The 26,871-nt window shown below is 60.6% G+C and carries 25 protein-coding genes; 15 read left to right on the plus strand and 10 right to left on the minus strand.

From position 1 onward, the window contains the following. Positions 1-207: 207 nt before the first annotated feature. The 10 genes from ACQZ6F_RS21985 (at position 208) to ACQZ6F_RS22030 (ending at position 9,977) form a co-directional block, all read left to right on the plus strand. Positions 208-390 carry a Flp family type IVb pilin gene (locus ACQZ6F_RS21985; RefSeq protein WP_449096007.1) on the plus strand — a complete coding sequence of 61 codons (183 nt, stop codon included), beginning with the start codon at positions 208-210 and terminating at the stop codon, positions 388-390. Between the two features lie 93 nt (positions 391-483). Continuing rightward, on the plus strand, positions 484-996 hold the full coding sequence (locus ACQZ6F_RS21990) for an A24 family peptidase (RefSeq protein WP_449096006.1): 513 nt from the start codon (positions 484-486) through the stop codon (positions 994-996). Between the two features lie 164 nt (positions 997-1,160). After that, positions 1,161-1,976: a Flp pilus assembly protein CpaB gene (gene cpaB, locus ACQZ6F_RS21995; RefSeq protein ID WP_449096005.1), complete on the plus strand. Its 816-nt coding sequence runs from the start codon at positions 1,161-1,163 to the stop codon at positions 1,974-1,976. A 14-nt stretch (positions 1,977-1,990) separates the two neighbouring features. Then, complete coding sequence (locus ACQZ6F_RS22000) at positions 1,991-3,523, plus strand: type II and III secretion system protein family protein (RefSeq protein WP_449096074.1); 1,533 nt, start codon at positions 1,991-1,993, stop codon at positions 3,521-3,523. 55 nt (positions 3,524-3,578) lie between these two features. Then, the gene (locus ACQZ6F_RS22005) at positions 3,579-4,316 is read left to right on the plus strand and encodes a CpaD family pilus assembly protein (RefSeq protein ID WP_449096073.1); all 738 of its coding nucleotides are present in this window, start codon (positions 3,579-3,581) and stop codon (positions 4,314-4,316) included. A 31-nt stretch (positions 4,317-4,347) separates the two neighbouring features. Continuing rightward, the gene (locus tag ACQZ6F_RS22010; RefSeq protein ID WP_449096004.1) at positions 4,348-5,619 is read left to right on the plus strand and encodes an AAA family ATPase; all 1,272 of its coding nucleotides are present in this window, start codon (positions 4,348-4,350) and stop codon (positions 5,617-5,619) included. Between the two features lie 79 nt (positions 5,620-5,698). After that, positions 5,699-7,177, plus strand: coding sequence for a CpaF family protein (locus tag ACQZ6F_RS22015; RefSeq protein WP_077468385.1), 1,479 nt, complete (start codon positions 5,699-5,701; stop codon positions 7,175-7,177). A gap of 8 nt (positions 7,178-7,185) precedes the next feature. Then, positions 7,186-8,193, plus strand: coding sequence for a type II secretion system F family protein (locus ACQZ6F_RS22020; RefSeq protein ID WP_449096003.1), 1,008 nt, complete (start codon positions 7,186-7,188; stop codon positions 8,191-8,193). 21 nt (positions 8,194-8,214) lie between these two features. Beyond that, on the plus strand, positions 8,215-9,192 hold the full coding sequence (locus ACQZ6F_RS22025) for a type II secretion system F family protein (protein WP_077468387.1): 978 nt from the start codon (positions 8,215-8,217) through the stop codon (positions 9,190-9,192). 140 nt (positions 9,193-9,332) lie between these two features. Then, positions 9,333-9,977 carry a LysE family translocator gene (locus ACQZ6F_RS22030; RefSeq protein WP_077468388.1) on the plus strand — a complete coding sequence of 215 codons (645 nt, stop codon included), beginning with the start codon at positions 9,333-9,335 and terminating at the stop codon, positions 9,975-9,977. A 60-nt stretch (positions 9,978-10,037) separates the two neighbouring features. Here ACQZ6F_RS22030 and ACQZ6F_RS22035 read toward each other — a convergent pair whose 3' ends face one another. Then, positions 10,038-10,868 carry a tetratricopeptide repeat protein gene (locus ACQZ6F_RS22035; protein WP_449096002.1) on the minus strand — a complete coding sequence of 277 codons (831 nt, stop codon included), beginning with the start codon at positions 10,866-10,868 and terminating at the stop codon, positions 10,038-10,040. A gap of 148 nt (positions 10,869-11,016) precedes the next feature. On the opposite strand from ACQZ6F_RS22035, the gene ACQZ6F_RS22040 reads away from it, so the two are divergent. The 4 genes from ACQZ6F_RS22040 to ACQZ6F_RS22055 all read left to right on the plus strand — a co-directional run bounded on the left by ACQZ6F_RS22040 (position 11,017) and on the right by ACQZ6F_RS22055 (position 14,280). Further along, positions 11,017-12,408 (plus strand): leucyl aminopeptidase family protein, encoded by a 1,392-nt coding sequence (locus tag ACQZ6F_RS22040; RefSeq protein ID WP_449096001.1) that lies wholly within the window; start codon positions 11,017-11,019, stop codon positions 12,406-12,408. A gap of 341 nt (positions 12,409-12,749) precedes the next feature. Next, on the plus strand, positions 12,750-13,094 hold the full coding sequence (locus ACQZ6F_RS22045) for a MarR family transcriptional regulator (RefSeq protein ID WP_047634989.1): 345 nt from the start codon (positions 12,750-12,752) through the stop codon (positions 13,092-13,094). A 15-nt stretch (positions 13,095-13,109) separates the two neighbouring features. Beyond that, entirely contained in the window at positions 13,110-13,964 is an 855-nt protein-coding gene (locus ACQZ6F_RS22050) for a C40 family peptidase (protein WP_449096000.1), read from the plus strand. 76 nt (positions 13,965-14,040) lie between these two features. After that, positions 14,041-14,280 (plus strand): hypothetical protein, encoded by a 240-nt coding sequence (locus ACQZ6F_RS22055; RefSeq protein WP_077468392.1) that lies wholly within the window; start codon positions 14,041-14,043, stop codon positions 14,278-14,280. A 30-nt stretch (positions 14,281-14,310) separates the two neighbouring features. On the opposite strand, the gene ACQZ6F_RS22060 is transcribed toward ACQZ6F_RS22055, so the two are convergent. Continuing rightward, positions 14,311-15,276 (minus strand): DMT family transporter, encoded by a 966-nt coding sequence (locus tag ACQZ6F_RS22060; protein ID WP_449095999.1) that lies wholly within the window; start codon positions 15,274-15,276, stop codon positions 14,311-14,313. Positions 15,277-15,400: 124 nt separating this feature from the next. Here ACQZ6F_RS22060 and ACQZ6F_RS22065 point away from each other — a divergent pair, with 124 nt between their 5' ends. Beyond that, on the plus strand, positions 15,401-15,880 hold the full coding sequence (locus tag ACQZ6F_RS22065; protein ID WP_077468394.1) for an Lrp/AsnC family transcriptional regulator: 480 nt from the start codon (positions 15,401-15,403) through the stop codon (positions 15,878-15,880). Positions 15,881-15,901: 21 nt separating this feature from the next. Here ACQZ6F_RS22065 and ACQZ6F_RS22070 read toward each other — a convergent pair whose 3' ends face one another. The 8 genes from ACQZ6F_RS22070 to ACQZ6F_RS22105 form a co-directional block, all read right to left on the minus strand. Continuing rightward, positions 15,902-17,293, minus strand: a complete 1,392-nt coding sequence (locus tag ACQZ6F_RS22070; RefSeq protein WP_449095998.1) for an amidase — start codon at positions 17,291-17,293, stop codon at positions 15,902-15,904. Positions 17,294-17,316: 23 nt separating this feature from the next. Beyond that, positions 17,317-18,174: an ABC transporter permease gene (locus tag ACQZ6F_RS22075; protein WP_449095997.1), complete on the minus strand. Its 858-nt coding sequence runs from the start codon at positions 18,172-18,174 to the stop codon at positions 17,317-17,319. Continuing rightward, positions 18,171-19,124 (minus strand): ABC transporter permease, encoded by a 954-nt coding sequence (locus ACQZ6F_RS22080; protein WP_449095996.1) that lies wholly within the window; start codon positions 19,122-19,124, stop codon positions 18,171-18,173. The genes ACQZ6F_RS22075 and ACQZ6F_RS22080 overlap by 4 nt, the downstream gene beginning before the upstream one ends. A 103-nt stretch (positions 19,125-19,227) precedes the next feature. Next, a complete protein-coding gene (locus ACQZ6F_RS22085; RefSeq protein WP_449095995.1) occupies positions 19,228-20,757 on the minus strand; it encodes an ABC transporter substrate-binding protein in 1,530 nt (509 codons plus the stop codon). 157 nt (positions 20,758-20,914) lie between these two features. Next, a complete protein-coding gene (locus ACQZ6F_RS22090) occupies positions 20,915-21,832 on the minus strand; it encodes a LysR family transcriptional regulator (RefSeq protein ID WP_449095994.1) in 918 nt (305 codons plus the stop codon). Positions 21,833-21,847: 15 nt separating this feature from the next. Further along, positions 21,848-22,846 carry a P1 family peptidase gene (locus ACQZ6F_RS22095; protein ID WP_449095993.1) on the minus strand — a complete coding sequence of 333 codons (999 nt, stop codon included), beginning with the start codon at positions 22,844-22,846 and terminating at the stop codon, positions 21,848-21,850. Positions 22,847-23,175: 329 nt separating this feature from the next. Beyond that, positions 23,176-23,370, minus strand: a complete 195-nt coding sequence (locus ACQZ6F_RS22100; protein ID WP_034489296.1) for a hypothetical protein — start codon at positions 23,368-23,370, stop codon at positions 23,176-23,178. Positions 23,371-23,878: 508 nt separating this feature from the next. Beyond that, positions 23,879-26,806, minus strand: a complete 2,928-nt coding sequence (locus tag ACQZ6F_RS22105) for an aminotransferase (protein WP_449096072.1) — start codon at positions 26,804-26,806, stop codon at positions 23,879-23,881. Positions 26,807-26,871: the final 65 nt, after the last annotated feature.

Consider the following 26,871-nt stretch of genomic DNA (forward strand, 5'->3'; position numbering starts at 1 on the left):
TAATAGTTTCTTTTTAGCTGAAGATTTTCTTTAAAAATAGATGGGAAGACATAAGCTCGCCATTAACTATTCTTTTTGAGCTTCGATATTTACAGCCTATTAACCCACTTCCTTAAAGCGATGGAAACGGCACGAGGCTACCGTGCAACTCATCCGATCAACGGCAACAGTTGGCGGACGTGCTGTCAACAAAGTGGAGTTAAATTTATGTCCAAGCTTTTTTCGCGCTTCCTGAAGGACGAATCCGGCGCGACTGCAATCGAATACGGTCTGATCGCTGCTCTCATCTCGGTCGCCATCATCACCGGCGCAACCACCCTGGGCTCTACGCTCAGCTCGACCTTCACGAACATCTCGACCAAGATGAACACCGCTTCGAAGGCCTACTAATAAGCCTCATATCTTGAACGACGTTCTTGACCTTGAAGCCGCCCAGTAAAATGGGCGGTTTTAGCTTCTGAGATAAGAGATTGGAGCAATGCCATGCTTGAAGTCGCGGCTTTACTTATCTTTCCGCTCTGCATGTCGATTGCAGCGATCTCCGATCTGCTGACGATGACAATCCCAAATCGCGCTTCATTGGCACTTGCGGTGTCATTCCTGGTATTGGCACCCGTTTTCGGATTATCGCTTCCGGAAATCGCTATGCATTTTGCCGGTGCCGGCATTGTCTTTCTTGCCTGCTTTGCATTCTTCGCGCTGAACGTCATGGGTGGCGGCGATGCGAAACTGCTGGCCGCCGCCACGCTCTGGTTCGGCTTCGACACCTCTCTTCTGGAATTCCTCGTCTATGTCGCGTTTATCGGCGGCGTGCTGACGGTGCTGATCGTTCTGCTTCGATCGCAGTCCAATATCATCATGGCCATGGGTCTTCCTCTGCCGAATTCGCTGGTGATCGCCAAGAAAATTCCATACGGCATCGCCATCGCGATTGGAGGCGTGCTCGCTTTTCCCTCGTCGCCACTCCTGATCGCGGCGACACGCGGAATGATCTGAGCGGAAAGACGGCCAGTTTAATTCAAATCATTGTATATGATTTTTCTAATACATATCAAGTATTGATGGTTAAGTAATAATAAATGTAACCTACCGTTAACCATAATTACACCAATTGCGGAGCATTCTACGGGGCGAAGAATCCTATTCCCCAAGGAATGACCATGAAACCCGCTCGCATAATGATACTCGCAGTAGCGGCCGTCGCGGCAGGTCTGGCCGGCATGCTGGCGATGCGTCTGGCCGGCAAGCGCGATATCGTACCGCAACAGATTGCGGCGGTTGTGGAAAAGGAAGCGACGGTCAATGTTCTCGTCGCAAGCGCCAATCTGCCCGTCGGCTCGCGGTTGAACGAGCAGATGGTCCATTGGATGGCATGGCCGGAAGGCGGCGTCGTCAAGGGCCTCATCACCGAAAACCAAAGACCTGAGGCACTGAAGGATCTGAACGGCGCGGTCGTCCGCCTGCCGATTTTTGAAGGTGAACCGATTCGCGAGGAAAAGGTCGCCGATTCCAGCAGCGGCATCCTCTCTTCATTGTTGCCATCCGGCAAGCGTGCCGTTGCGACCGAGATTTCCGTCTCCACCGGCGCCGGCGGCTTTATCCTGCCGAACGACCGGGTCGACGTCATCATGGTTCGCAAGGGTTCCCAGCAGCAACTTGTCACCGAGACCGTGCTCAGCAATGTGCGCGTTCTGGCCGTCGATCAGCAGATCGAAGAAAAACAGGACGGCGGCAAGGCTGTGGTCGGCGCCACCGCTACGCTTGAATTGACACCGGACCAGACAAAAGTCCTGGCCGTCGCGCACCAGATGGCGGATCGGCTGACACTGGCATTGCGTTCCGTCGCTGACGCGCAGCAATCCGATACGACCGCGGCCGACTATCTCCTGGCCGGCGACAATGGTGGCGGACTTGTACAGGTCATCAAGTCGGGGACGATCGTGACCGATGGCCCCGCAGGGCCGAAAGCACAATGAGAAGGGGCGGGATGATGTTCAAGATAAGCAAGAAGGCCAGCGTTCCCCTCGCTGCAGCTCTATCCTTCTCGGTCGCCTTTGCGGGATTGCCCCTGGCGAACATCCCTCTTTTCCTGCGCACGCAGGCGGCATTTGCGGCCGGTTCCGACAGCATCGTCACCATCGCAGGTCTTGGCACGAAGCGCACTTTGAAGCTCGGCCTCAACAAGGCTCTCGTGGTCGATCTGCCGGCCGATGCCCATGATATCCTTGTGTCAGACCCGAAGATGGCGGATGCCGTAACGCGCACGTCGCGCCGCATCTATTTGTTCGGCAAGACGGTTGGCCAGACCAACATCTTCATCTTTGGCGCAGACGGCAAGGAGATCGTCAGCCTCGATCTTCAGATCGAGCGCGACATTGCCGGCCTGCAAGGCAACATCAAACGTTTCATTCCCGACTCCGACATCAGCGTCGAGATCATCTCCGACAACATTGTCCTGACGGGCATGGTGCGCACGCCGCAGGATTCGATCCGCGCGCAACAGCTCGCCCAGGCCTTTCTGAAGGGTGGTGAAGCGACAACCCGCACGGAGACCGCCTCCGGCACCGGCGGTGACAGCTCGGTTGCGCTCTTCGCCGAAGGGCGCCAGTCCTCGCAGATCGTCAATATGCTGCAGATTGAAGGAGAAGATCAGGTGACGCTCAAGGTCACGGTCGCCGAGATCAAGCGCAGCGTGCTGAAGCAGATCGGTTTTGACAATCTGGTCAGCAACTCCTCCGGCCTGGGCGTGGCGCAGCTCGGCAATATAGGAAATACTGGAACCACGAATTTCGTGGGCGTGAACGGTGATCCGACCAACGCCACCGGCGCCGGTGGTCTCTCGACGCTCTTCAAATATGCTCTCGGCAAATACAATATCAGCAGCTATCTGAACGCTCTCGAGCAGGCAGGCGCCGTGCGCACCTTGGCGGAGCCCACGCTGACAGCGATTTCCGGACAGGCTGCAACATTCAATTCCGGCGGCCAGACACTCTATTCCACGACAGACAAGGACGGGAACACGACCATCACGCCGTATACCTATGGTATTACATTGGCGTTCACGCCCGTTGTTCTTGCCGGCGGCCGTATCAGTCTGCATGTGCAGACCCAGGTCTCCGAACCGGTCGCATCATCGGCAACCCCGACTTACAACCAGCGCGCCGCCAATACCTCGGTTGAGCTGCCGTCCGGAGGTTCGATCGCCCTTGCCGGCCTTCTGAGCGACAATGTGCAGCAGACCACTTCGGGAACGCCTGGAGCGTCAAAAATCCCGCTACTGGGTGCCTTGTTCCGTCAGAAGAGTTTTCAGCGTGATGAAAGTGAGCTTGTCATCATCGCCACCCCATACCTCGTGCGCCCGGTGGCACGCGACAAGCTCGCCCGACCGGATGACAATTTCTCGCCGTCGAACGACGCCGGCGTCTTCTTCATGAACCGTGTCAACAAGATCTACGGCCGCAAGGATGCGCCGCCGGTTGCCGACGCCGATTTCCATGGCACCGTCGGCTTCATCTACAAATGAGGGGATACGGATCATGACGCGCATCTTTCAAGCCGGATCAACCAGAGATCACAAGATGGTTAGCCTCGACCGCAATGCGCCTCGTACCGTCAGGCCCCGGCTTCCTGCATTGGCCCTTGTTGCTCCGATGTTCATCTTGACGGCGGTGCTCGGCGGTTGCGCCGGCTCCCCGGACGGCATGACCACAAGCGCCATCAAGGACGATTATCGTCAGCGCCACCCGATCGTGCTGACCGAGAAGGAACATAATATCGATATACCGGTGTCTACCAGCGACCGCCACCTGACCACGGGCATGCGCGATACCATCCGCGGCTTCGTCCAAGACTATCGGGCGCATGCAAGCGGCACCGTTGAAATCCTGTCGCCGCGAGAGTCGGTCAATGCCGTGGCCGCATCTGCTCTACGCCAGCAGATTCGCAGAGAACTCGTGACAAACGGCATACCCTCGGGTCGCGTCGTCGACAGCTACTATGTCGCCGGTGGCCTCGGAGATGCTGCACCGATACGACTGCGTTTCACCGCGACGACTGCCGCTACCAATGCATGCGGTCAGTGGCCCGATGATCTCGCCGACAATGCCTTCGACAATCAGAATTACTATAATTTCGGCTGCGCAACGCAGCATAATCTTGCCGCGCAGGTAGCCAATCCCACTGATCTGGTCTCGCCACGCGCCATGACGCCGATCGACGCCGATCAGCGCAGCAAGGTGATCAGTGATTATCGCACTGGTTCGACCCCAACCAGCACGTCAACACTTGGCAGCTTCGGTTCCGGAAGCGGAAATTGAGAGCAAGGGGCCGGCGAAACAGGATGAGACCATGAACGCCATCGATTACGAGATCGAATCGACTGAAGCGGACGCCGAAGAAGCCCCACGCTCCGGCAATCTTGATAATCTGCGGCCGCTGCCGCGTATTTCGGTGCACGCTTTCTGCGAAAGCGAGCAGCTGCAGCGGGTGATGGACCAGTGCGCCAACGATCGGCGCATGTCGAAGGTCAGTCTCCGGATCACCAGTGGGGGTAGTGCTGCCGCGGCGAACATGTTCGCTTCGACACCGACGCCGAACCTGATCATTCTCGAGACGCGCGCCAATGCGCGCAATCTGCTGGCAGAGCTTGCGCCGCTTGCCGCGGTCTGCGATCCGAGCACCAAGGTAATCATCGTCGGTTATCACAATGACATCAGCCTTTACCGCGAGCTCATCCGCAACGGTATTTCCGAATACATCGTGCAGCCGATGGACATGGCCGATCTCATGACGGCGATGGCGGGGATTTTCATCGATCCCGATGCCGAGCCGCTCGGCCGCAGCATCGCCTTCATCGGTGCCAAGGGCGGCGTGGGCGCATCCACCATCGCCCATAATTGTGCCTTCGGGATATCGAGCCTGTTCTCGACCGAGACCATTCTTGCCGATCTCGACCTGCCTTACGGTACTGCGAACATCGATTTCGATCAGGATCCCGCCCAGGGTATCGCCGAAGCCGTCTTTTCGCCGGAGCGTCTGGACGAGGTTTTCCTTGATCGACTGCTGACCAAATGCTCGCAGCATCTATCGCTGCTGGCGGCGCCTTCCATGCTGGATCGCGCTTATGATTTCGATGGGCCGGCATTCCTGCCGGTGCTCGATGTTCTTCAGCGCAGCGCGCCGGTCGCGGTCCTCGATGTCCCCCATGTCTGGACGGAATGGACGCGCTCGGTGCTTGCGGCGGTCGATGAGGTCGTCATCTGTGCGGCACCCGATCTTGCCAATCTGCGCAACGCCAAGAACCTGGTCGATGCATTGCGCAAACTGCGTCCCAACGACAAGGCGCCACACCTCGTTCTCAATCAGGTGGGCATGCCGAAGCGCCCCGAGATCAACCCATCGGAATTCTGCGCGCCGCTCGAGATCGATCCGATTGCCATCATCCCCTTCGACATCAATCTGTTCGGCAATGCCGCCAATAGCGGCCAGATGATCTCGGAGACGGATCCGAAGTCGCCGGTTACCGAAATCTTTTCGCAGATATCGCACATCGTTACCGGGCGCGTCGCTTTGAAGAAGACGAGAAAGGGCGGTCTGCTTGGCCTGCTGAAGCGGAAGTAGTCGTTTGATTTAGCATGGATTTTTGAAAGGCATCCCTTTCCTGAAAATCATGCTGCAGCATTAGAATTGGATTGAAGGCATGTTTGGCAAGCGCGGAAATGAAGGTCCAGCAAAGAGCGGTGGCGTTGTGCCGCAGCCGGCGCGTGCGCCCGCCGCAGCTGGTACGCCCGCTGCCCCTGCCGTGCTGATAGAGCCGTCTCGCGATCAATCGCAGCAGCGTCAACAGGTGGTTCCGCCGCCGATGCAGACGCCCAGCCGACGCCGGTCGGCACGCACCGAAGAATATTACGACACCAAATCGCAGGTCTTTGCCGCGCTGATCGATACGATCGACCTGTCGCAGCTTTCCAAGCTCGGCAACGAAGCCGCACGCGAGGAAATCCGCGATATCGTCAACGATATCATCACGATCAAAAGCTTTGCGATGTCGATTTCCGAGCAGGAGGAACTGCTCGAGGATATCTGCAACGACGTGCTCGGCTATGGTCCGCTGGAGCCGCTTTTGGCCCGCGACGACATTTCCGACATCATGGTCAACGGAGCTGGCCAGACCTTCATCGAAGTCGCCGGTAAAACCGTCGAATCTGAAATCCGCTTCCGCGACAATGCGCAGCTTCTCTCCATCTGCCAGCGCATCGTCAGCCAGGTCGGCCGCCGCGTCGATGAATCGAGCCCGATTTGCGACGCCCGCCTGCCTGACGGCTCGCGCGTCAACGTCATTGCCCCACCGCTATCGCTCGACGGTCCGGCGCTGACCATTCGTAAATTCAAGAAGGACAAGCTGACGCTCGATCAGATCGTCCGCTTCGGTGCCATCACGCCCGAGGGTGCGACGCTTCTGCAGATCATCGGGCGCGTGCGCTGCAACGTCGTCATTTCCGGCGGTACCGGCTCGGGCAAGACGACGCTTCTGAACTGCCTGACAAACTATATCGACCGCGATGAACGTGTGATCACCTGCGAAGACACCGCCGAACTGCAGTTGCAGCAGCCACATGTCGTGCGTCTCGAAACGCGTCCGCCGAATATCGAAGGCGAGGGCGAGATCACCATGCGTGATCTCGTCAAGAACTGCCTGCGTATGCGCCCTGAACGCATCATCGTCGGCGAAGTACGCGGACCTGAGGTCTTCGACCTGCTGCAGGCAATGAACACGGGCCACGACGGCTCCATGGGGACGATCCACGCCAATACGCCACGCGAATGCCTGAGCCGTATCGAATCGATGATTGCCATGGGCGGTTTCAGCCTGCCGGCCAAGACCGTGCGCGAGATCATTTCCACCTCCGTCGACGTGATCGTTCAGGCTGCGCGTCTGCGTGACGGTTCGCGCCGCATCACGCAGATCACGGAAGTGATCGGCATGGAAGGCGATGTCATCATCACGCAAGACCTGATGCGCTACGAAATCGATGGTGAAGACGCGAATGGCCGCATCATCGGCCGGCACGTCTCGACCGGCATCGGCAAGCCGCATTTCTGGGATCGTGCCCGTTATTATAACGAGGAGAGGCGCCTGGCCGCCGCCCTCGACGAGATGGAACAGAAGGCGAAATAGGAATCCCGATGTTCGGCGTTGACCCCGTAGTACTACTGATCGTCCTGCTTTCAGCCGTTTCCGCGGGTGCGATCTGCTATGGCGTCCTCTATTCGCGCATCGAGACGCAGAAGAAGGCCGAGAGCCGCGTCAACCGGGTCAAGCAGGCTGAGACCGACCGCATGAAGGTCAAGGCGACGCGTGACCGTGTTCAGGAATTGTCCAAGCGGCGGAAATCGGTTCAGGACACGCTCAAGGATCTCGAAAAACGCCAGTCGGAAAACACGAAGAAGAAGCAGTCGCTGAAAGCGCGCCTGCCTCAGACGGGCCTGTCGTTGACGCCGTCCCGCTTCTATCTTTTCAGCGTGCTGTTCGGCCTGTTCGTCATGTTCGTTTTTTTCATTCTCGGCGCGCCGCTCCTCGTCATTCTGGGATTGCCTTTTGCTGCGATTTTCGGGTTGCCGCGATGGGTCGTGAGTATCCTCATCAAGCGCCGGCAGAACAAATTTCTCGAAGAGCTCCCCAATGCGCTGGATCTCATCACGCGCTCCATTCGCTCCGGTCTGCCACTCAATGACGCCATCCGCCTGGTTGCGGCCGAGGCGCGGGAGCCTGTCAAGACGGAGTTCCGCCGGGTGGTCGAGGCACAACAGGTCGGCCTCAGCATGGCGGATGCCTGCGGGCGCATGGGCACCCATATGCCGTTGCAGGAGGTAAACTTCTTCGCAATCGTCATCGCCATTCAGGCCCAGGCGGGCGGCAACCTGTCGGAAGCCTTGGGCAACCTTTCGCGTGTCCTGCGCGAGCGCAAGAAGATGAAGGCGAAGGTCAAGGCGCTGTCGATGGAAGCAAAGGCGTCCGCCGTCATCATCGGCACTCTGCCCTTCGTTGTCATGGTGCTCGTCTATCTGACGTCGCCGCAATACATGCTGGTTCTGTTCACGGATCCGCGCGGTCACCTGATCATGATCGGCGCCGGCATCTGGATGTCGCTTGGTGTCTACATCATGCGCAACATGGTCAATTTCGAGATCTGAGCGGAGGGAGCCGCATCGCTAATGTCTGATCTGGCTGCCACTTTGACCAATCCGGAAACTCTCCTCGCCGTTGTCGTGGCGATCGCGGTTTTCGCCACCTTCTATACGATTGCCATGCCGATGCTGGAGCGCGGCGATCTCAGCAAACGACTGAAGGCGGTATCGACCGAACGCGAGCAGATCCGCGCGCGAGAGCGGGCGCGGCTGACCGCCGAAGGCGGCAAGGCAACGCTGCGCAACCAGAACAATCGCAACGTCCGGCAGATCGTCGAGCGCTTCAATCTGCGCAATGCACTCGTTGACGCCAACACCGTCAATCGCCTGCGGGCTGCCGGCTTGCGTTCGGAAAACGCGCTGAACATGTTTCTGCTGGCGCGGTTCCTTTTGCCGTTTCTGTTTTTTGCGGCTGCCATCTTCATCGTTTTCGGTCTTGGCTATTTCGCCTCAAGGCCGTTGCCGATCCGCATTCTCGGCGTCATCGTCATGGGTTATCTCGGCTTTTACGCGCCGAATATCTATATTTCCAATCTGGTGACGAAGCGCCAGAAGTCGATCAAGCGCGCCTGGCCAGATGCGCTCGACCTGATGCTGATCTGCGTGGAATCGGGCATATCGATCGAAGCTGGCATGCGCCGCGTGGCGGACGAGATGGCAGAAGAATCGCCCGCACTCGCCGAGGAAATGGTACTGACCACGGCGGAGCTTTCCTTCTTGCAGGATCGCCGAACCGCCTTCGATAATCTTGCCGCGCGTACGCAGATCGAGATTGTCAAATCGGTGACGCAGGCTCTCATTCAGGCCGAGCGTTACGGCACTCCGCTGTCGCAGGCCCTGCGCGTCATGGCCCAGGAAGGCCGAGACGAGCGCATGAACGAGGCGGAAAAGAAGGCGGCCGCGCTGCCGCCGAAACTGACGGTGCCGATGATCATCTTCTTCCTGCCGGTTCTGATGGCCGTCATTCTCGGTCCGGCTATCCTCAAGGCCATGGACAAGTTCTGACCAGCAAGCTTGCCGCCAAGGCGGGAGCGTGATTAACCTTCGATCCGAAGTCCCTGCAGCCTAAGCGGATGGCCCTCCCGAATGTGTTCGGAGGCTGGCGTCTGCGCCGGGCGGATTTGCAGACCCGTTGGAGGTGCCGCATGTCATCCATAGCCATATTTTTCAGTGTTATCGCCGCCGTTTTTATCGGGGCCGTCAGCCCCGGTCCGAGCTTCGTGCTCGTGTCCCGCATTGCCGTCTCCCGCTCACGCAAAGCCGGTCTTGCCGCCGCCTTCGGCATGGGAACCGGCAGCGTCATCTTCGCGACCCTGGCCCTGTTCGGTCTGAGCGCGCTTTTGATGAAGGTCGAGTGGCTGTACCTTGCCCTGAAAGTGGCTGGCGGGCTCTATCTGATTTATGTCGGCATTCGCATCTGGCGTCACGCGGCCGATGATCTTCCGATCGATGCCCCTGCCACACCGGCGGCTGCAGGCATCATGCGCAATTTCCTGTTCGCACTTGGGACCCAGCTCAGCAATCCGAAGACGGCCATATTCTATGGCAGTATCTTCGCGGCACTTCTTCCGGCCGCTCCTGCTCCTTGGCTCCTGCTGACGGTTCCGCCAGCAGTCTTTCTGGTTGAAGTGGGCTGGTACACCGTCGTGACCTTGGCCTTTTCGTCCAACCGCCCGCGTGCGCTTTATATCGGATCGAAGCTATGGATCGATAGAGTATCCGGCGCCATCATCGGGGCGCTCGGAGCGCGGCTGGTGATGGATGGCCTGCCTCGGCATATCTGGCGTTGAGTATTTGAGGAGCGGTCGCGCAGCCTCAAAAACGCGCGCCGCTCACTTTGCCGAATAGTTCTACTGAACGGCTTTCTTGGCATCGCCACTGGCGGCGAGCTTCTGCCAGGAGTTCTGCTGCGCCAACATGGAGCGCAGATAGGCGACGTTGGCATTTGCCTGCTGCGGTGTCAGCTCCTGCCGGGCGATCTGCTCGGCTTCGGCAAAGCGGCCCTGCAGACCGACAACCAGTGCCAGGTTCTGTCGCACGCGGCTATCGGCGCCGGGTTGGCCGACGGCCGAGCGAAGGTAGTTTTCGGCATTCTTGAGATCGCCTGTCAGCACATAGGACATGCCGAGGTTGGAAAGGATCGTCGGCTCGTTGGGTGCCAGTACCAGCGCGTCACGGTATTTGCCGCGCGCATCGGCAGAGCGGCCGAGCTGATCGAGGATTGCACCCTGTGCGGAGACGAGGCGCCAATCCGGGCGATCCGGTGTCTGGGCGCGATCGATGGTCGAGAGCGCCTCTTCCAACTGGCCGGCCGCTGCCTGCGCCTTGCCGTAAGCTGCCAGCACACCGCGGTCGCTCGGATTGGTGATCGCAACCTGTTGCATGACGGCGAGCGCCTGATCGTTGCGGCCGCTCATTCGCAGGGCGTTGGCGTAGTTGACGCCGGCGTTGCGATCCTTCGGATTGGCGTCATAGGCCTTGCCGAGGCTCGCGGTTGCCTGTGCCAGGTCGCTGCTGTTCATGGTGTCGAGGGCGGTCTTCGGCGCCGTCGGGATCGAGCCCGTCGTCATCTTGTCTTTCCCGGTTGTCGAGCAGCCAGCAAGCGCAAGCGCCAGAAGTGCCGCGGAAGCGCCCCGGAAAAGGAAGGTTCTAAGCAAAGACGTGGTTGAACCGGCGGACATGACGCTTATCCCTGAATCCCTAAATCTTGCGTCCGGCCTAGAATCGGAACAGGGAAAGGTTCGACGCAATGTTCGCTCCAGCAATAATCTGTTAACCCTAACAGATGGTTAACTCTCGATTCCCTGAAGTCATCGTCAAAGGATAGTCATGGCCCCCTATCAGTTCATCGAGCGCGCGACGCCCTTCAATTCGAAGGGTGGCGCAACGCTGCCGATCTTTGCCGTCACGCCGGCGCATATAGAAACCGGCACCATCGACCCCATCGCGCTCGATTGGGCCCGCAAGGCCGGCTACAAGGCGGATAGCGGCTCACTGCTCCTGATACCGACCGCCGAAGGCCACCTCGGCGGTGCATTGTTCGGCCTCGGCTCCAATCCGTCCGAGCAGCCCTTCCTGACGGGCAAACTGGCGCGCAGCCTGCCGGCGGGCGATTGGCATATCGAAACGGCACCTTTAACCGCGAACCGGCTTTCGCTCGGCTTCGGCCTCGGCAGCTATCGTTTCGATCGCTACAAGTCGGAAAAGGCGGCGGCACCGACGCTGATGATCCCGCGTGATGCCGATGCCGCCGATATCAAGCGCCAGCTTGCCGGCGTCTTCCTCGCCCGCGACCTCATCAACACGCCGACCAACGACATGGGGCCGGAACAGCTGGAAGCCGCCTTCCGGGCGCTTGCCGAGCATTATAAGGCCGAGATGTCCGTCATCATTGGCGACGATCTGCTGAAGGAGAATTTTCCGCTCGTACACACCGTCGGACGTGCCAGCGCCGATGCGCCGCGCCTTCTGGAGTTGCGCTGGGGCAAGAAGGGCCATCGCCGCATTACGTTGGTCGGCAAGGGCGTATGCTTCGACACAGGCGGCCTCGACATCAAGCCGGCATCCTCGATGCTCCTGATGAAGAAGGACATGGGTGGCGCGGCCAACGTCATGGGCCTTGCGTTGATGATCATGGATGCCAAGCTCAAGGTCGACCTGCGCGTCATCATTCCCGTCGTCGAAAACTCGATTTCGGCCAACGCCTTCCGTCCCGGCGATATCTACAAAAGCCGCAAGGGCCTGACGGTACAGATCGACAATACCGATGCAGAGGGACGGCTGATCCTTGCCGATGCGCTCGCCTACGCCGACGAGGATGCGCCTGATCTGATGATCGACATGGCAACCCTGACCGGTGCCGCCCGCGTCGCGCTTGGCCCCGACCTGCCGCCCTTCTTCACCGACGACAACGACCTTGCCCGCGACCTCACGGAAGCGAGCCTGGAAACGGACGATCCGCTGTGGCGCATGCCGCTCTACATGGGGTACGACAAGGATATCCGCACCAAATTCGCCGATATCACCAATGCGCCATCCGGCGGAATGGCCGGCTCGATCACCGCCGCCTTGTTCCTCAAGCGCTTCGTGACGAAAACTCCGAGCTGGGCGCATTTCGACATTTACGGCTGGGCGCAGAGCGAACGCCCCCACTCGCCCGGCGGCGGCGAGGCACAGGCGATCCGGGCGTTGTATCAGCATATCAGGCAGAGTGTGCGGTAGGGCCGATCAGGTTCTGAGCTTGCCGAGACTCTGATACCCCCCTCTGTCACTGTCGTGACATCTCCCCCACAAGGGGGGAGATCGTTGGGAGCATGCGGGTCGTCACTCGCAAGACAATAAACTGCAATCCCAACGGATTCGATGTTTGCTTGAGGTAAGGCGTTTCCGCGAGCTAGCAATCTCCCCCCTTGTGGGGGAGATGTCATGAAGTGACAGAGGGGGGCGCTCACCACGCACTGCGCAGTCACGTCTAACTAGGGATAATGTGGAAATTCACCCCTTGAATCCGCCACGATCTTGGCCGAGACTGGAACGGTAGCGTAACGATTTCGGGGTTGCCCTTGCCGCTAGATCTCTCTGCCTCGCAGGCTCTCGGCCTCTGGCATGGCGTGACGCTCGCTCAGGTGCGCCGCGAGGATCATGATTTGACGCTGCGGCAGACGGCGATCCTGCTGCAAATCTATCTCGTGCCGCCGCCGCATACGGTGCGCGGACTTGCCGCGACGCTCGGCGTCACCAAGCCGGTCATCACGCGCGCGCTTGACACGATGGGCGAGATGGGGCTGGTCGACCGGGTGCGCGACGATCGCGATCGCCGCAATGTCATCATCAAGCGTACCGTCACCGGCGCGCTCTATCTGGAAAAACTCGGCGATCTCGTTATCGAGCACGGCCGTAAACTATGAATTCGGGAACTCGTCATGACGCTCGACCGCCGCCTCAACGCTTTCAGACCTGACCTCGCCGAGGCCTCCCTCAAAGGCAAGGTCGAAGCCGAACGCTTCGTCGCAGGCAGCAAGGCGCAGATCGCAATACCCGTTGTTGCGCTGCGCCCGAAGCCTGATCTCGCCGCCGGTATCGATACCGAGCTGCTGATGGGCGAGGAGGTGACGGTTTTCGAGCGCAGCAACGGCTGGTGCTGGGTCAAGTCGCTGTCTGACGGCTATGTCGGCTATCTTCCCGAGGGTGCGGTCAAGGAAGGCGCGGCAGCGGCGACCCACATCGTTATCCCGCAACGCACCTTCCTCTATCCCGAGCCGGAACTGCGCAAGCCGCATGCTGCCATCCTCTCGATGGGTAGCCGCATCCGCGTCACCGGCAATGCCGAGGCGCGGGGCAATCATTACGTCGTCCTGGAGGACGGCACCGCCATCTTCGCCAAGCATGTGCAGCCGATCGGTCATGATGACGGCGGCGATTACGTCGACATCGCCCTGCGCTTTCTCGAGACGCCCTATCTCTGGGGCGGCCGCTCCGGTCTCGGCATCGATTGTTCGGGGTTGGTGCAATTGGCACTGGCGATGACCGGCCGTACCGCGCCGCGCGATACCGATATGCAGGCCGCCGGTCTCGGCGAGCCGATCGCCCGCGAGGAGCTGAAGCGCGGCGATTTCGTCTTCTGGAAGGGCCATGTCGCTATCATGGAAGACCCGGAGACCATCATCCATGCCAATGGCCATACGATGACCGTTGCGCGCGAGAATTTCGCTGCCGCCGTCGAGCGCATCGGCTGGCTCTACGAACAGCCAAATGGCTACCGCCGCTTCGTCGACTGATCGTCGCTGGGAACAGTCTTTTCGCTCGTTCGTTATTCCTTCTGATCGATAGGTCCTATCGAGAGGAGGAAGACACATGCCCGTTACGGCCATGGAAAAGACAGTCAGGGATATCCTGCGAGACAGCCATATCCGCAAGAGCCGCAAGATCTACAGGTTGCGCGAATTGCAAAGTGAGGCGCGTGGCATACAGCGCGCCGGCAGCGAAAGTTCGATGAGCGCTGATGATGGTCTTCAGGACGATTTGCGTGTCATCGAAAAGGCCTTGCACGATCTTGATGCCGACATCGAGCAGAAGGGCGCCGCAACGTTGTAATACTGCGGCACCAATTCATCTTGCGAAGCTCTACGGTGTGCGCGGCCGGGCAATCCAGATGCCTGCGACGATGACGATCCCGCCGAGCGCCTGTATCAGCGTGACGTTTTCACCGAACAGCATCCAGGCGAAAAGTGCTGCAGCGATCGTTTCCAGGAAAATGACGAGTGACGAGAAGACGGTCGGCAGGCGCCCGAGTGCTATCGACAGCATGCCTTGACCGCCGGCATGGCTGATAAGGCCAAGCGCCAGCAGAACACACCATCCAGATACCGACTGCGGCAAGATCCGCTGCTCGAAGAAGATGGCGACCAGAAACAGGATCGCCGAGGTGATGATGCTGAGCTCGAAGGTCACACGGGCGGCATTCGTCTTGCCTCGCGCCGCGCCGACCGCCAGGAAATAAAGTCCGAAGAAGGCGCCGGTAACGATGGCCAGGCTATCGCCGACTGCGCGGCTCGGATTGAACGCAAGGCTCTGCACGACAAGCGCCGTGCCGCCGGCCAGGCAAACGAGAAGCCCGACGAGTGTGGCTTTGCTGACCCTTTGCCGCAGCAGCAGCCAGCCGAAGATGACGACCCAGAGCGGCGCCATGGTTGCAAAGAAGGTCGCGTTGGCGATGGTGGTCTTCAGGATGGCGAGATGCCAGAAAAGCAGATCTCCCGTAAACGCAATGCCGGCAAGGATGGTGGCCATTGTGAAGCTGGCGCGGGGCGCATCAACCTCCGAAGTCTCGGCATAGCGCATCCAGATCCAGAGGATCGGCAGGGCCAAGAAGACGCGCCAGAATGCGCTGGCGAAAGGCCCGACATCGGCAAGGCGCACCAGGCTTGGAGAAATGCTCATCGCCAGCGCCGCAAGCAGCATCGCCACCAGCCCGAGAGCAAAGCCTTTCGAGTCGTGAGGCGCCGCCTTACCGGCGGCAAGGTGGTTTGCATCCGGCCTTTCGCCAAGATCTGGAGTGCGCGTATCGTAATTGGCGTCTGGCCGTGACATTCTGTTGCCTTTGCAAGTCAGGTGATTTGTGGCGCAAACCTAGTACATACGCGAAGAGGATTTGGCTCCATTTTGCCAGCTTTCTTGCAATTTTGTTTCCTCTTTGCGGTAAGGATGTTTTGAAATGCGCAAATCCGCCGATCTTGATGATTTCGATCTGGCGATTCTCGATATTCTGCAAAGGGACAATACCGTTCCGCAGCGCACGATTGGTGAGCAGATCAACCTGTCGGCGCCGGCCGTGCAGCGCCGCATCAAGCGCATGCAGGCTGATGGTGTCATTCAGGCGAATATCGCGGTCGTTGATCCGGTAGCCGTGGCATTGCCGATCACCATCATCGTAGAAGTGCAGATTGCCGACGAGCGCTATGATCTTATAAACGCGATAAAACGCAGCTTCCTCGATGCACCGGAAGTGCAGCAATGTTATCAGGTGACCGGCGAGGCGGATTTCGTTCTGATCGTGATGGTGGCCAGCATGTCAGACTATCAGGCGCTCTGCCGCCGTCTTTTCCACGACAATCCGAATGTCACGAAGTTCAAATCGTTGGTCTCGATGGATCGTGTGAAGATCGGCCTTTCCCTGCCGCTCATGCAGGATTAGCCGGCTTTCCGTCTGTCGCGCCTATCCCGGCTTCTTCGGCCAGTTGGTAACGCCGCCGGTCCAGTCCTCATAGGCCTTGGACAGACGAAGCACGAGCATGTCGCCGAAGCGCGGGCCGACGATCTGCAGGCCGATCGGCATGCCGGAACGAGAGAAGCCGCAATTGATCGAAGAGGCCGGCTGCTCCGACATGTTCCAGGGAACGGTGAAGGCGATGTGCTCGAAGGGCAAGGCGGGGTCGTTGGTGGGCGAGGCCCATTCGGCCGGATAGGAAACGATCGGGTTGGTCGGCGAAAGTACTGCATCCACCTGGGTGAAGAGCCTGCCGCAGCTCTTGCGCATCTCGATCGTCTGGTTGAAGCCGCGCACGGCCTCGACACCGCTGACATCGGCGCCGCTCTTCGCCCATGTATGGATGTAGGGGAGGATCGCATTACGGCGTTCTTCACTGAGACCGACGATGTCGCCCCAGAAGCGCGCGCGCCAGAAGACATCGAGGCCATCAAGCATCTGCCGCGTCAGCACCGGCGCGACATCGATGATAATGGCACCCACTTCCTCGAAGCGTCTGGCGGCAGCAATCACCGCATCGCGCACGTCGTCATCAACGGGCAGGCCGCAGCCGGCATCCAGCATCAGGCCGATCTTCATGCCACGCACGTCGATGTCGAGATCCATCCAGTCGATGTTATCAGGCGGCAGGCTGGTGCCGTCGCGCCAGTCGGGTCGCGACAGTGTCGCCATGGAGAAGGCGGCATCCTCGACCGTGCGTGTCATTGGCCCGGCGCAACGCCCGACATAATAGGGATCGACCGGGATGCGGCCATGGCTCGGCTTGAAGCCGAAAATGCCTGTCCAGCCGGCGGGCAAGCGCACCGAGCCGCCGATATCTGTGCCGATATGTAGAGGTCCATAACCGGCGGCGGCCGCCGCCGACGCGCCGGCGCTGGAGCCGCCCGGATTTTGACTTGGGTCCCATGGATTGCGGCTGAGCTTGTGAAAGCTCGAAAGTCCTGACGATAGCATGCCGTAGTCGGGGCAGGTTGTCTTGGCAAAGATCACCGCGCCATCCTCCCGCATGCGCGCGGCGATCGGCGCATCCTCGGTTGCGGGCACGAGCTCGACGGCAGCCGTGCCGAGTGGCACCGGCTGGCCCTTGGTGGCGATCAGCTCCTTCAAGGTAACAGGAATCCCATCCAGGGCGCCAAGCGGTGCGCCCTTTGCCCAGCGCTCGGTCGAAGCGGCCGCCTGCTTGCGGGCATCCTCGGGATCATAGGCATAGAGGGCCGATATGGTCGGCTCCCATGCATCGATATGCTGTTCGAGTGCCAGCCAGTATTCGCTGGGCGACAGGCTCTTGTTGGAGAATTTGCGCTTGAGGTCTCGGATGGAAAGATCGGTCGGTTCGGTCATGGTTCATACTCTTCATATCTTGATCAGCGCGCCGTCTCGCGGGGGTCGAGAAGGTCACGCAGGCCGTCGCCGAGCAGGTTGAAGCCGAGGACGGAGAGCGCAATGGCAAGACCCGGGAGGAGGGCGAGCCACGGCGCGGCATGGAAATAGGTCTGGGCATCGGCGAGCATCCGCCCCCAGGTCGGCTCCGGCGGCGGCACGCTAAGGCCCAGGAAGGCGAGCCCGGCTTCCGTCAGGATCGCCAGGCCAAGCTGGATCGTCGCCTGCACGATGATGCCGCTGATGATGTTCGGCAGCACATGGCGCATCGTGATGGAAAGCTGCGTATTGCCGATGGCGCGCGCCGCCAGCACATAGTCGCGGCTCCAGGCCTGCAGCGCTGAGCCGAGGGAGACGCGGGCGAACACGGGCACCATGAAAACGGCGATCGCCAGAATTGCGGTCATCCGCCCCGTTCCGAGAAAGGCCCCGAGGATCATGGCCGAGAGGATGGGCGGCAGTGCGAAGACCACATCGCAGGCACGCATGACAAGTGCTTCGAAAACGCCGCGCTGCGCCGCCGCCGTAACGCCGACGATCGTTCCGAGCGTACCGCCAATCGCGACCGCCAGGACCGAGATCGACAGCGAATTCCAGCAGCCGACCATCAGCATCGACAGCACATCGTGGCCGAGTTGATCCGTGCCGAGAAGCCCGAAGCCGAAAGGCGGCTGCAGCTTGTGAAGGATCTGCATCTTGGCCGGCGGCACCGGCGTCCAGAACAGCGAGAGAGTGGCGATGCCGACAAGGGCGAGGATGATGATTGCCCCGACGATCAGATTGGCACGGCGAAACCCACGAAAGCGGGAGGGGCGGGCGGCGGCGCTTTCGGTGATGCTCATCGCGCGCCTCCAGCCCGAAGCCGGGGATCGATGACGAGATAGGAGAGATCCACCAGAAAGTTCACGACGATGACAAGGCCGGCAAAGAACAGCACGACATCCTGCAGCACGATGATGTCGCGCTGGCTGAGCGCCTGATAGGCGAGACGGCCGAGGCCGGGCAGGGTGAAGACGTTTTCGATCAGCACCGCGCCGGCGACCAGAAAGGTGAATTGAAGGCCGAGAATGGTCAGCACCGGCACCAAAGCATTCGGCACCACATGCCCCCAGAGCACTTGGCTTCGAGAGAGACCCTTGGCAAGCGCCGTGCGGGCAAAATCCTCATGCAGCGTGTCGAGCACGGCCGAGCGCGTGACCCGGGTCAGCACCGCCGCCTGTGGTAGCGCAAGGGCGACGGCTGGCAATACCAGCGATTTCATCGCCGGCCAGAGCCCATTGCCCCAGCCGGGAAAGCCGCCGGCCGGCATCCAGCCGAGCGAGGTCGCAAACAGCAGCACCAGCAGCAACCCGACCCAGAAGCCGGGCACTGCAATGCCCATCTGCGAAAACAGCGTGGCGATGATATCGAAGACGCCGCCACGCCTGGCGGCTGCGGCAACGCCAAGGGGAACGGCGATAAGGACCGAAAGTATGACTGCGAGGGCTGCGAGCGGCAGGGTGACAGCGAGCCGCTCGGCAATCAGGCCCGCGACGGGGACGCCATAGGTATAGGACTTGCCGAGATCGCCTGTTAGAGTGCCGGCAAGCCATTGGCCGTAGCGGACGATCAGTGGCTGATCGAGGCCCATGTCGTGCCTTAGCACCGCAAGCGTTTCCGGCGTCGCCGACGTACCCAGCGTGATGGCGGCGGGATCGCCCGGCAGCAGCGCCATGACCACGAAGACCAGCAGCGAAACGGCGATCAGCGTCAGGGCAAGCCCGAAAATACGACGGATGAGGAGTGCGATCATAGCATATCCATGGCCGATCATGCCCCAGCATCGAAATGGGTGGCATCGAAATGGTTGGCAGCGGGCGAAACTCTCCGCCCGGCCGCCCTGCAGGCGAAAGCGGTCAATCTTCCCAGGATACGTTGGTCAGCACGTTCGAGGGGATGGGCTCGTTTTCCCAGAGACCTTTCAGCTTCTTGTTCCAGACGCCGAGCTTCGGCATGACGAAGAGGAAGAGCGCAGGCACATCCTCCGCAAGAATGGTCTGTGCCTCACCGTAAAGCTTGTTCTGCTCGGCCGGATCGGCGGTGAGCTGTATCTTCTTCATCAACTCGTTGAAGGCCGGGTTCTTGTAATTGAAGTAATAGGGATCGCGCGAATAGATATCGATATCCAGCGGTTCGGCATGGGCAACGATGGTCATGTCGTAGTTGCGGCCGCTGAAGACGTCCTGCACCCATTTAGCCGGAAATTCTGTCGGCTCGATATTCATCGTCACACCGATATCGGCAAACATCGCCTGCATCACCTGGGCGCTGCGCGGCGCATAGGCCATCTGCGGCGTCTTGATGGTGAAGGTAAAGCCATTTGGATAGCCGGCTTCGGCAAGCAGCGCCTTGGCCTTGGCGGCATCATAGGGCAGCGTGCCGGTCAGGTCCTTGTAGCCGGGGTCGTTCGGCGTGTAGTGGCTGCCGATCGCCGTGCCGAAGCCCGACCAGGCGCCTTCGATGATGGTCTTGCGATCGAGCGCCATCATCAACGCTTGGCGAACGCGCTTGTCGTCGAAGGGCTTGCGCGTGTTGTTCATGCCGGCCACGACCTTGAGCTCGGTATTGCCGACCTTGGTCATTAGCCTGGCATCGCCGTCGAAGGAGCTCATCAGCTCGGGCGCGGCGAACTCCGGAAACGCATCGAGATCACCGGCCTTTAGCGCCGCCGCCTCCGCCTGCGGGTCGGAAATGAAGCGGAAGGTGACCTTCTCGAGCTTCACGTCGACGGACTTGTTCCAGTAATCGGGGTTCTTGGCGAGGTCGACATGATCGCCCTTCGCCCAGGCTGAGAACTTGAACGGGCCGGTGCCGATGGGTGTCGTCTTGTCGTTGGCGGAGGATTTCGGCCCGACCATGACAGAGGAAGGCCAACCGAGCCAGTAGAGCAGGCTGCCAGTCGGCGAGGAAAGATGCAGCACCAGCGTTTCGGAATCCGGCGTATCGATCGAGGCGATGGTCGCGAAGAAGCGCTTCTGCGGGTTGACGGAATCCTTGCCGCGGGCGCGATCGAGCGCGAATTTCGCCGCCGCCGAATCGAAGGCCTCGCCATCATGGAATTTGACGCCGGTCTGCAGCTTGAATGTATAGGTCAGCCCATCGGGCGAGATCTCCCAGCTCTTTGCGAGCTGCGGCACGATCTTGCCGCTTTCGTCGATAGCAACCAGCCCCTCGAAGATATTCTGCCAGGTGACCTGCCCAATTGCGACGGGCGCGGCGATCGTCGGATCAAGCCCGGTCGGCTCAACGCTCATGCCGAGATTGAGCGTGGTCTTGGCAGCTTCGGCAGGTGTCAGGCCAAGCATCAGCAGCCCGACGGAAAATGCGGTGCCATAGGCGAGGCGGCGCGCGAAATCGCCGAGGCTCGGGCGTAAAAACGTGGTCATTTCAGTTCCCTTGCTTTTGCCCGCTAGTCCGGCTTCCCTCCGGCCCGCGGTCTTTTCCAGGATAGTGTCATCTCGCAAGCGCACACACAATTCCGAAAATGTGTGCTCGGTGTAGCCGATATCGCTACACCGGATTTCCTTAATTATGAGGGTTCGATCAACCTTGCTTCCCCTTGGCGGTGAGTTGCTGGCGCATGAAGCGCTCGATGAAATCAAGCAGTTTGCCCGCCGCAAAGGATAGCTGGCGATCGGGCGCGACGCAGAGGTCGATCGGCGTTTTAACCCCCTTGCCATCAGCGACCGGCAACGCGACAAGCTGGCCTGCCGCGATCTCCCGCTGCACCGTCAGCGCCGGCAGCATGGTGATTGCCGCGCCGCGCAGCACCAGCTCCTTCTGCATTTCCAGCGAGCCGGTCTCGAACACCGGATCGAGCGTCAATCCCTCACGCGCGAATAGCGCGTCGAAGGCCTGCCTCGCACCGAAGGAACGGTCGGGAACAGCAAGCGCGTGCATGGCGATTTCGGCGAGCGCGACCTCCTTGCCGTCCGCGAGCGGATGGGAGGCCGCAACGATCACGTCGTAGATCAGTTCGGCGCGCAGCCGCACCTTGGTTCCCGAAAGCGGCGGCGCAAACAGCGTCACCGCCATATCTGCCTCGGCACTGTTGACCGCTTCGATGGCGCCGCGGGCGCTGGTGATGGTCACCTCGAAGCGAAGCCTTGGATAGCGCAGGCTGAATTCGGCAAGCGCCGGCGCCAGGATATTGGCGACGGCAGCACCATTGGTATAGATGCTGACGCGGCCACGCTGCAGGCCCTTCAGGTCCTCGATCAGCTGATGCACATGCTCCAATTCGCGCAGCGTCCGGCCGGCGCGGGCGGCCAGAAGTTCGCCGGCCGCCGTCAGCTTGACGCCGCGGGCGCTGCGTTCGACGAGCTGCGTACCGAAGTGGTGTTCGAGATTCTCGATCTGCCGGCTGATGGCCGTTGGCGCCACATTCAGGTTTTCGGCGGCCTGGCGCATCGAATTGGTGCGCACCAGCTCATCGAAATAGATCAGCGCCCGGAGCTGCATGCGCGAAATCTCCGGTTAGGGGACAGGCTTGGTGAAGCGGTCCCGCCATGCCGGCTGCGTGCCCTCGATCGGCAGCGCCGTCGCTTCATAGACACCGCGCGCAATCGCGCGCGCCATGACGATCGTGGCGAGGTGGCAAAGCTCCATGAAGCCGGGCATGTCGTCGCGGGCGTGCTTGCCGGTGGATGCGGCGAAGATTGTATCGCCGTCGAGCGGCAGATGCGTTGGCAGCAGGGCGCGGGCAAATCCGTCATGGGCGCAGATGGAGAGGCGGTGCGCCTCCGCCTTGCTCAGCTGCGCGTCGGTGACGACGGCGCCGATGGTGGTGGCGGTGATATTGGTGCCCTTCAGCCGCAGGCGCGTATCGATGGCTTTTGGCATGCCGAGCCCACCGAATTCGCCGCTCTCCTCGAAGGGTGCTGCCCAGAAATGCTGGCTGTCGCCGATGGTGGCCGAGCCGAGCGCATTGACGGCGACGATGGCGGCGATCCGGTATCCCTTGCTGCTGACGGCGCTGGCCGAACCGAGGCCGCCCTTGACCGTTGCGGTAGTGGCGCCCGTGCCGGCGCCGACGGTGCCGAGCGCAAACGGCCCTTTGGTGGCCGCCTTGAAGGCCGCATAGCCCATGTCGCGATAGGGCGAATGCAGGCCCCAGTCCTTGTTGCCGCCATTGATGAGATCGAAGAGGATCGCCTGCGGTACGATCGGCACCAGCGCGTTACCGACCTGCAATCCTCTGCCGATATCCCGAAGGCCCGCCTGCACACCGCCGGCTGCATCGAGCCCGTAGGCGGAGCCGCCGGAGAGAACAAGGCCATCAACCGTGCCGACGGTCATTGCCGGATCGAGCAGGGCTGTGTCGCGCCCGCCCGGCGCGCCACCGAGCACGGTGCAGGAGGCGACCGCCGGCTCGTCGAAGATAATGGCGGTGACGCCGGAACCGAGCGCGAGGTCGGTGGAATGACCGACAGCGACGCCTTCGATATCGGTCAGGAGATTGAGAAGGTCAGCCAATGAAAAATCCTATCGCCGTGGCAGCGCGGGGTTGCCATGGCGATAGGACCGCAAAGAGGGGGAAAAGACAAGGTGGGTATGGGGTTGGTTGGGGCCGACCCTCGTGGTTCGAGGGCCCTTCGGGCCACCTCACCATGAGGGCGGAGCGACCATTAGGTCGAGCTACAACCAAAATCCGATCTTGGAAACGCCGGCAGGATAAGCCCGGCGGATTGAAGCGGAAAGATCAGCCCTCACCCTGAGGTGGGAGCATAGCGACCCTCGAAGGGCGAGGGCGGCTGATTGGAATGCAGTGATTGGAATGCAAAAGCGGCGGCTAAGCCGATCCATCAAACGTGGATCGGCTTAGCCTGTTGGCGAGAGAGGAGATCGCGGATTGCGAGTCTCACTTCGTCTGCGTTTCTGAAATGCTGCTCGTCCAGATCGTGGACGTGATATTTTACAGCGATGAACTTGAGCCGATCCTGATCGGGAACGACGATGCCGACGGGAACGCCGGCGTATTCGATAACTTGCTTCTTCATAAATAGACTCCCTCCGCACCGCTATCGGTGCAGATATGGCGAATTGACTGTTTGAATCCGATTAGGGGACGAACGTCACATTCGACAGCGCGGGCTGGAGAGCGCGCCCGAGCGGTCATGGCCAAGCACGGACCAGCCAAGGGTCGAAGCGATGATCTTAAAATTCTGCATGTCACGTCCCTGGTTGGTGTTGTACTTGTTAAGCTCCGAAAAGGAGCCGGTGAACGAGTGCGTCATTGTCTATTATATTAGTAGACAATAACAATTTTATCTCCGGAAACATATTCCTAAAGATGTCAAAATGTCGACGATCGGTAAAATAAAATTCCGTATCTGGCTAATTGCAAGGAAGGAGGCACTTATATCCATGCCATCTTCCTCTGCCGGAACGGCTTACCGATCACCGACAAGCAAATAGGAATTGCCGGGAGATTCGACAATCCCCCGGCGGCATTAAAATTCACTCGCCGCTAAATTACCCCAATGGTTAACGGCCTCATCTGGCCGATCAAAATCCGTCTTCGAGCACCTTTTCCAGGGCTTTCACGAAGAAGTCCGCACTATCGGCCGAAAGGCAGAGCGGCGGCTTGATCTTCAACACATTCAGGTGATCGCCGGTCGGCTGCATGATGACCCCAAGATCGAGCAGGCGCTCGCAGATCGCAGCCGTTTCTTCGGTGGCAGGCGTCAGCGCTTCCCGGTCGCGAATGAACTCCACGCCGAGGTAAAGACCGGTGCCGTGCACGGCGCCAATCAGCGGGAAGCGATCCATCAGCGCGATCAGCCCGGCTTTCAGCCGGTCGCCGACGACGCGGGCGTTTTCCTGCAGATTTTCGTCCTTGAGAATGTCGAGAACGGTAAGGCCGACAATGCAGCTCACCGGGCTGCCGCCGGAGGAGGAGAAGAAATAGCCCTCCCTTTCCAACGATTCGGCGATTTCGCGGCGGGTGATGACGGCGCCGAGCGGATGGCCGTTGCCCATGCCCTTGGCGATGGTGATGATATCAGGCACGACACCCTGCGTCTCGAAGCCCCAGAAGTGCTCGCCGAGCCGGCCATAGCCCACCTGCACCTCGTCGGCGATGCAGAGGCCGCCGCGCTGCCTGACGGCTTCGTAAGCGCCAGCCAGATAGCCATGGGGCAGGGCGATGCCGCCGGCATTGCCGTAGACCGGCTCCGCAATAAAGCCGGCAAGGCCTTCGCCCTTTTCGTCGATGGCCTGCAATTTCTCGGCGACATCGACAAGATAATCCGAGGCCGTATCGGGGCCGCGAAACGCGCCGCGATAGGTATTGGGCGAAATGACGGGATGCACCCAGTCGGGCCGCGTCGTCAGCGCCTGCGGGTTGTCGGCAATCGAGGTCGAGACGGCATCGCTTGCGACGGTCCAGCCGTGATAGGCCTCCAGCAGGCAAAGCATGTTCTTCTTGCCGGTATGCGCCCAGGCAAGACGGATGGCGAGATCATTGGCCTCCGAGCCGCTGTTGACGAGGAAGACGCTGTCGAGCCCTTCCGGCGCCAGCATCGCCAGCCGCTCGGAAAATTCCGCGACGGCGGCATAATGGAAGCGGGAGTTGGTATTGAGCAGCGACCATTGGCGGGCGACGGCAGCCGTCAGGCGCGGATGGGCGTGGCCGAGCGTCGTGACGTTGTTGACCATGTCGAGGTAGCAACGGCCCTGCGTGTCGAACAGGAATTCGCGCCAGCCGCGTTCGATCTGCGGCGGGAATTCGTAATAATGCTTCTGCGGCTTGGCGAAACGGGCGTTGCGCAGGGAAAGCAGTGAAGCGGCATCCGGCCTCGGCGCTTCGCAGGCTGCATTGAGGAGGGCGGCAGGCGAGGGGCAAATGGCCGACCAACCCTCCGCCTGGTCCGCTGTCGCAAAGAGCGGCGGTTCCAGTGTCGGCACACGGCAAAGCTGCACGCGCAATCCGCCAATGGCCGATCCTTCGCTGCCGATCGTGCCAAGCGTCGCGCCCTGCTCGATGGTCGCGCCGTCCTCGAGGTCGGTTTCAATGCCGTCGAGATGCAGGCTCACCTCTTCGCCGGCAAGGACGAGATGTTGTCCTTGACGTTGGAAAAGGCCCGGGAAGGGGGCCGCGACGGTCGCGCCGGCTGGCAGGCAAACGTCGCTGTGCAAGGCGAAATTCTGTGGTTGCGCCATGCTGAGCGGCGTGGCCAGCGACAGGCGGAATTCGCCGTAGCGGGTTGCCGCCGCGCCGGAGGCTATGGCCGCCTGTGCCAGCAGCCGCCAGTCCATGTCAGGCTTTTGCCAGTTGCCATCGACAAAATCGGCACTGGTGACGGAAAGGTCGACGGCGACGATCTCCTGCGCATCGATATCAGGCAGCAGAGCCGACCAGCCGTCCGTCGAGATCGGGGCGACGTCGAAGCCGATTGCGCGCAGGATCGCGGCTTCCATCACATCCGGCTGCGCTTCGGTTGCGACAACGAAGATCTCGCGCTCGAAATCGAGATTGCCGCGCACATACTCATTATCCGGATCGATGGCGAGCTGCTGTTCGGTGCTGGCGGCCAGGATGACCGCGCGCGCGACGATCAGCGGCCACAGCGCCTTCGCCTCCGCCTCCTCCAGCGGATAGATCGCGTGATATGCCCTGATGGCCGGAAGGATATGGAACGGGTTGCCGTCGGCGTGATGCAGCAGCGAAGCGCAGGTGACTGCGAGATCGCCCACCAGCCAACCCTGAATGATGTCGCCGAAATCGATCACCCCATCCGGCACCGGCTGCCCGTGGGCGTCAGGGTGGCTGACGACGTTGTCGTCGGTAACGTCGTGATGCACGGGCTGCACGCGCAGCGCTGTTGCCAGCGGCTGGATACGTTTGACCGCGGCCACCATTGCCTTGGCGATGCGGTCGCGCGCCTCGTGATCCGTTATCGCCGACAAAAGCTGCACGGCCACCGGTCCGGCGCGGCGCAGGTCCCATTGCAGATTTCGGTGCAGGCCGGGATGGTCGAAATCGGCAAGATCGCGTGCGAGCCGGGCGGAAAGCGCGCCGAGTCCGGCCGTCGAAGCATCCGGCAGATGCTTGCGCTGCGTCAGCGTCTGCCCGGGAAGGAATCCGAGCAGCCGGACGAGGTAATCCTGTTCGCGCACGGTAATGGCGAGAATGTCACGGCCATCCTGAGATGGCACGATATCGGGCACGCGCGGCGCATCCGGCTTGGCATGGAGATGGCGGATGGCCGCATTCTGCGCCTCCAGCTCGACCTCTTCGTATTCGGCCCGGCATATCTTCAGCACATAGGCCTTGTCGCCGGCGTCGATACGGTAGTTGCGATCCTGCTGGCTGCCGAGTTCGCTCAATGCCCCGCTCAGGCCGTAATGCGTCTGCAAGATTTCGGCTGCCTCTTCCGGCGTGATGTCCGGTCTTGGCAATTGCATACGATTTGCGAGCGTGGCGTCGGCCATGGCATCCCCCGGATGGTTGATTTGCGTCGACACTAAACCATTCCATCCTAAAGAAAATCACCCAA

The sequence above is a fragment of the Rhizobium sp. A22-96 genome (assembly GCF_053521805.1).